Source organism: Nocardioides sp. (assembly GCF_034670285.1).
Classification (GTDB): domain Bacteria; phylum Actinomycetota; class Actinomycetes; order Propionibacteriales; family Nocardioidaceae; genus Nocardioides.
Map to the genome: position 1 here is coordinate 1 of NZ_JAXMNS010000231.1, position 6,022 is coordinate 6,022.

Genomic DNA, 6,022 nt, shown 5'->3' on the forward strand with positions numbered 1-6,022 from the left:
GGCGCGGTTGCGCTTCGGGCCGGCCGGGAAGGTCGTGGTGATCAGCGCCAGGGCCGTGGGGGCGGCCATCGCGGCGCCGACACCCTGGAGCGCGCGCGAGGAGAGCAGCATGGCCTCGTTCTGGGCAAAGCCGCCGAGGGCCGAGGCGAGACCGAAGACCGTCAGGCCGAGGATGAAGACGCGGCGTCGTCCGTAGAGGTCACCGAGACGACCGCCGAGGAGCAGCAGGCCACCGAAGGCCAGCGCGTAGCCGGTGACGATCCACGACAGGTTGGCCTGGTTGATGCCGAGGTCGCTGCCGATGAAGGGCAGCGCGATGTTGGTGATGGTGCCGTCGAGCACGACCATCAGCTGCGCGACCGAGATGAGCACCAGCGCCCAGCCGAGGTGCAGCTCCTTGTGGGGCTTCGACGGCGCGGGCGGGTCGGCCTGGGTCAGCTCGGTCATCAGGGTCCTTCTGCTGGTGAGGTGCGCGGCCCGAGACGCTGGCCTCGAGATCGGAGTACGGCGGCTACGTCGTCCACAAGGACGGCCGGCCCGACTTCATTCCCGGCCGCTCAGGCGAGCAGAGCAAGGCACCGCGTGGTGGCGAAGTCGTTCCAGGTCGGCACCTTGCGGAACATGTAGTGACCCACGCGGCCCATGTCGTGGAACTCGGTCGTGGCTGCGACCCCGGCGGCGCGGTCGAGGAAGGCACGCGTCATCCGGGCCGAGGTGATCTTGTCGGTGCGTCCGTGGGCGGCGGCCACGCGACGACCCCGCAGCGCGCTGACCGGGTCATCGGCCTGCCACCACGGAGCGACTGCGACGACTCCGACGACGTTGGGGTCGTCGGCCACGTAGGCCGCGGTCCGTCCGCCCATCGAGTGCCCGAGCAGGACGACGGGGACGTCGCCCACCTCACGGCGTACCTGCTCGAGGGCCCAGCGGGCGTCGGCGATGGGGGAGCCGTTGTTCCACCCGCGCACCGAGTAGCGCAGCAGCCACGTGCTGACGTCGGCGGCGTGCAGGTCGGGAGTGATGGAGCGCTGCATCGCGGCCATCCGCTTCCAGGAGGCGCTGCGTCCGTCGACGGGCTGCCGACTGCTCTGCTTGCCTCCGTGCAGCACCAGGGCGACGGCGCGCGGCGCCTCGACGTCGAGGCGCGTCAGGGCGCGTCCGGTGGGGATGATCTGCGCGTCCAGCTCGCGCGACTGCTCTGCGGTCACGGGTAGAGGTTCGCAGCCGCCGCGGCACCCGGATGGGTGGTCGCCACGGCGTCGGTGGGTCGCGGCAAGATAGGGCCATGCCCGACACCCCCGCCGATGGCCCCGCCGAGCGCCCTGCCGCCCCCGCGCCCGACGAGGCCCGCGAGGAGCACCGCCTGCTCGCCGAGGAGGTCGAGGAGGCGCGGTGGCGCTACTACGTGCTCGACGACCCGAGCATCGACGACGCCGACTTCGACCGCCGGATGAAGCGGCTCGAGGAGCTCGAGGCGACGCACTCCGAGCTGCGCACCCCCGACTCACCGACGCAGAAGATCGGTGGCGCGGTCTCGACCGACTTCACCCCCCACGACCACCAGCAGCGCATGGAGAGCCTCGACAATGCCTTCAGCTATGACGAGCTCGCGCTGTGGCACGGCCGGCTCGCCCGCGACGGCGTCGACGACCCCGCCCTGCTGTGCGAGCTGAAGGTCGACGGGCTCGCGATCAACCTCCTCTACGAGGACGGTCGGCTCGTCCGCGCGCTCACCCGGGGCGACGGCCGCACGGGCGAGGACGTCACGCCCAACGTCAAGACGATCGACTCGATCCCGCACCGGCTCACCGGCACCGAGACGTTCCCCGTCCCGGCCTCGGTGGAGGTGCGCGGCGAGGTCTTCCTGCCCGTGGAGGCCTTCGAGCGGCTCAACCTGGCGATGACCGAGGCCGGAAAGCCGCCGTTCGCCAACCCGCGCAACGCCGCAGCCGGCTCACTGCGCCAGAAGGACCCGCGCGTCACCGCCACGCGTGCGCTGGGCATGGTCTGCCACGGCATCGGGGCTCGCGAGGGCTTCGTGCCCGCCACCCAGTCGCAGGCCTACGACGCGCTCGCGGCCTGGGGTCTGCCGACCTCCGACCGGGTCCGGGTGCTCGACACCCTCGAGGAGGTCCAGGGCTTCATCGAGCACTACGGCGAGCACCGCCACGACGTCGAGCACGAGATCGACGGGGTCGTGGTCAAGGTCGACGACGTCACCCTGCAGCGCCGCCTGGGGTCGACGAGCCGGGCGCCGCGCTGGGCGATCGCCTTCAAGTACCCGCCCGAGGAGGTCAACGCCAAGCTGCTCGCGATCGAGGTCAACACCGGGCGCACCGGTCGGGTGACGCCGTTCGGGCGGATGGAGCCGACCCGGGTGGCCGGGTCGACGGTCGAGATGGCCACGCTCCACAACGGCCACGAGGTCGCCCGCAAGGACGTCCGCCCCGGTGACACGGTCGTGCTCCGCAAGGCCGGCGACGTGATCCCCGAGATCGTCGGGCCGGTGCTCGCGCTGCGCCCCGAGGGCCTCGAGCCCTGGGTCATGCCCACCGAGTGCCCGTCGTGCGGCACCCCGCTGGCCCAGCAGAAGGAGGGCGACAAGGACCTGCGCTGCCCCAACCACCGCGCCTGCCCCGCCCAGATGCTCGAGCGGGTCTACCACGTGGCCGGGCGCGGGGCCTTCGACATCGAGGGCCTCGGCTCCGAGGCCGCTGCTGCGTTGCTCGAGGCGGGCGTGATCGTCGACGAGGGCGACGTGTTCGACCTCGACGCCGCCAAGCTGCTGCGCACCGAGCTGTTCACGCGCGCCGCCAAGAAGACCGAGGTCGACGACGCGACCGACGGGCGGGTGCTCTCGGCCAACGGCCAGCGCCTGCTCGACCACCTCGACGCCGCGAAGCAGGTGCCGCTCTGGCGGGTGCTGGTCGGGCTGTCGATCCGCCACGTCGGGCCCAGCGCGGCCCGAGCCCTGGCCACCGAGTTCGGCTCGCTCGAGGCCGTGCAGGCTGCCAGCGAGGAGCAGCTCGCCGCGGCCGAGGGGGTGGGGTCGACGATCGCCGAGGCGGTCATCGAGTGGTTCACCCACGACTGGCACTGCGACATCGTCACCAAGTGGCGCGCCGCCGGGGTGACCATGGCCGACGAGCGTGACGAGTCGACGCCACGCACCCTCGAGGGCCTCACCGTCGTGGTGACGGGCTCGCTCGTCGACTTCAGCCGCGACTCCGCGAAGGAAGCCATCCTGACGCGGGGCGGCAAGGCGTCGGGGTCGGTGTCGAAGAAGACCGACTACGTCGTCATCGGCGACAACGCCGGCTCGAAGGCCGAGAAGGCCGAGCAGCTCGGCGTGCCGATCCTCGACGAGGACGGCTTCAAGGCGCTCCTGGCCGACGGCCCGCCGCCGAAGCCCGACGCCGACGACTCCTAGGCTGCCCCCGTGCGGTGCTCCTACTACGACGCTGCGGCCTGTCGGTCGTGCAGCGAGCTGCCGACCCCGTACGGCGTGCAGCTCGCCGCCAAGGAGGCGGCCTGCCGCGAGGTGCTGGGGGAGCACGCCCGTCACCCCGGCCTGACCTGGCTGCCCGCCGTCGCCAGCGCCGAGCAGGGATTTCGCAACAAGGCGAAGATGGTGGTCACCGGACCGGTCGACGCGCCGGCCCTGGGCATCCTCGACCCGGGAGGCTCCGGCACCGACCTGCGCTGGTGCCCGCTCTACTCCGCTGCGATGCACGAGCTGCTCGGCGTCCTCGCCGGATTCGTCACCCGCGCCGGCCTCATGCCGTACGACGTGAAGAGTCGGCGGGGCGAGCTCAAGCACCTGCTCGTCACCGAGTCGCCCGACGGGGAGTTCCTCGTGCGGTGGGTGCTGCGCTCCTCCGAGGCCGTGCCTCGCATCCGCAAGCACCTCGACGCGCTCCTGGCTGCGGAGCCGCGGATCGCGGTGGTCTCGGTCAACCTCCAGCCTGAGCACAAGGCGGTGCTGGAGGGCCCGGACGAGACGCCGCTCAGCGAGCGGGAGACCCTGCCCATGCGGGTCAACGACGTGACGCTGCACCTGCGCCCGCGCAGCTTCTTCCAGACCAACACCGACGTGGCGGCCGCGCTATACCGCCAGGCGGCGCGGTGGGCCGACCGGGTCGCGCCGTCGTCGGTGCTCGACCTCTACTGCGGGGTCGGTGGGTTCGCCCTCCACCTCGCCGCGTCCGGCCGTGCGGTCGCCGGCGTCGAGGTGAGTGACGAGGCAGTGGCCAGTGCTCGACTGTCAGCGCAGGAGGCCGGCCTCGACGCACAGTTCCGCTGTGGCGACGCGGCCGAGTCGGCCCTCGAGGCCGACCTCGTGGTCGTGAACCCGCCCCGGCGCGGCATCGGGGTCGACCTCGCGGCGCGCCTCGAGGGATCGGACGCCCGCCACCTCGTCTACTCCAGCTGCAACGCCGCCTCGTTGGCCCGCGACCTGACGGCGATGCCGTCCTGGCGACCGGTCGAGGGGCGCCTGCTCGACATGTTCGCCCACACCACGCACTACGAGGTCGCGCTCCTCCTCGAGCGGGTCTGACTACTCACCCCTGGAGTCACCCAGGGGAGTCGAGGTGGGCCACGACGTCGGCCGCGACCTCCTTCGCCGGTCGGCCCACGCCGATGAGTGTCGCCGATGCGGCCCCGCACCAGTCGCCGTAGCCGAGGAACCACAGCGGCGAGCCGTCGGCACTACGCATCTCACTGGTCGCACCCTCAGGGGCGACCGTGACCGGCACCCCCCGACGCCGGGGCAGGTCCAGGCCGCGGAGGTGGCCCAGGGCCGGCCGGAAGCCGGTCGCCCACACCACCACGTCGAGATCGACGCTGTGCCCGTCGCTCCACGTCGCGCCGTGCCGGGTGAGTCGCTCGGGGAGCGGGTCGGCGTGGAGTTCGCCGCGGTCCCGCGCGGCTCGCACCGGGGGGACGACGACGATGTCGCCCAGGGACCCGACGCCCTCGGCCTGCTCGCCCGCGGCCCGGGCCCGGACGGCTCGGGTGGCGACCTCGAAGAGCACCCGGCCGTCGACGTCGTCGGGCAGGTAGCGGGGAGGTTCGCGGGTCACCCAGTGCACCGCCTGGGCGGTGCCGAGCAGGTCGGCGGCGATCTGTGCTCCGGAGTTGCCCCCGCCGACGACCAGCACCCGCTTCCCGGCGAAGGCGTCGGGTCCCCGGTAGTCGTGGGTGTGGAGCTGGCGGCCGGCGAACTGCTCGATGCCGGGCAGCCGGGGCCAGAACGGCCGGTCCCAGGTGCCGGTGGCGTTGACGACGGCGCGGGCCTGCACGTGGCCGTGGTCGGTCCGGACCTCGGTCGGACCACGGCCGTCCTCGGCACCGACCAGGTCCTCGACCACGACCGGACGTCGTACGTCGAGGTCGTAGCGCTGCTCGTAGTCGGCGAGGTAGGCCACCACGTGCGCCGCGTCGGGGGCTGTGCCGTCGGCCGGGGTGGGCATCAGTCGCCCCGGCAGCGAGCTGTAGCCGGCGGGGGAGAAGAGGCGCAGGCTCGGCCAGGCATCGAGCCAGGCGCCTCCGGGGCCGTCGCGGCGGTCGAGGAGGACCACCGAGAGTGGCGGGTGCCCGCGGCGCTGCCGCTCACGCTCGGCGCGACGCAGGTAGTAGCCGAGGGCCAGGGCGGACTGACCGCCCCCGACGACGCACACGTCGACGTGGGAGGGCAGGTTCACGAGTCGGGTCCGCGGCGCTCCATCAGCACCGTGTCGCGCCAGACGCCGTCGAGCTGAGCGATCCGTGAGCGCACCGCCAGGGTCTGGTAACCGGCGCTGCGGTGCAGGGCGAGGCTGCTGCGGTTCTCCGGGAAGATCGAGGTCTGCAGCGTCCAGAGCCCGTCGGCGTCGGCCCCGGTGACCTGGCGGTGGAGCAGGGTCCGTCCGACCCGGCGACCACGTGCCTGCTCAGCGACGTACACCGACGTCTCGGCGACCCCGGAGTAGCACGCCCGAGCCGAGGTCGCGCTCGCGCCGGTCCAGCCGATGACGGCACC

General features: G+C 72.8%; 6 protein-coding genes. 2 read left to right on the plus strand and 4 right to left on the minus strand.

All coding sequences use genetic code 11. From position 1 onward, the window contains the following. The coding region (locus VOI19_RS12250) for an MFS transporter (protein WP_323793242.1) at positions 1-447 on the minus strand (447 nt) is incomplete at its 3' end. 110 nt (positions 448-557) lie between these two features. Further along, complete coding sequence (locus tag VOI19_RS12255; protein ID WP_323793243.1) at positions 558-1,208, minus strand: alpha/beta hydrolase; 651 nt, start codon at positions 1,206-1,208, stop codon at positions 558-560. 77 nt (positions 1,209-1,285) lie between these two features. Between VOI19_RS12255 and ligA the strand changes: the two genes are divergently transcribed. Together ligA and rlmC are read left to right on the plus strand one after the other, a co-directional pair. Further along, positions 1,286-3,430 (plus strand): NAD-dependent DNA ligase LigA, encoded by a 2,145-nt coding sequence (gene ligA / locus VOI19_RS12260; RefSeq protein ID WP_323793244.1) that lies wholly within the window; start codon positions 1,286-1,288, stop codon positions 3,428-3,430. A gap of 9 nt (positions 3,431-3,439) precedes the next feature. After that, positions 3,440-4,558 (plus strand): 23S rRNA (uracil(747)-C(5))-methyltransferase RlmC, encoded by a 1,119-nt coding sequence (gene rlmC, locus VOI19_RS12265; protein ID WP_323793245.1) that lies wholly within the window; start codon positions 3,440-3,442, stop codon positions 4,556-4,558. 16 nt (positions 4,559-4,574) lie between these two features. Here rlmC and VOI19_RS12270 read toward each other — a convergent pair whose 3' ends face one another. After that, entirely contained in the window at positions 4,575-5,705 is a 1,131-nt protein-coding gene (locus tag VOI19_RS12270) for an ArsO family NAD(P)H-dependent flavin-containing monooxygenase (RefSeq protein ID WP_323793246.1), read from the minus strand. Beyond that, on the minus strand, positions 5,702-6,022 hold a 321-nt coding region (locus VOI19_RS12275), incomplete at its 5' end, for a GNAT family N-acetyltransferase (protein WP_323793247.1). The genes VOI19_RS12275 and VOI19_RS12270, both read right to left, overlap by 4 nt.

Bases quoted from the DNA above. Each gene is read 5' to 3' on its own strand.
- ligA (WP_323793244.1), top strand. From the start codon at position 1,286: ATGCCCGACACCCCCGCCGATGGCCCCGCCGAGCGCCCTGCCGCCCCC.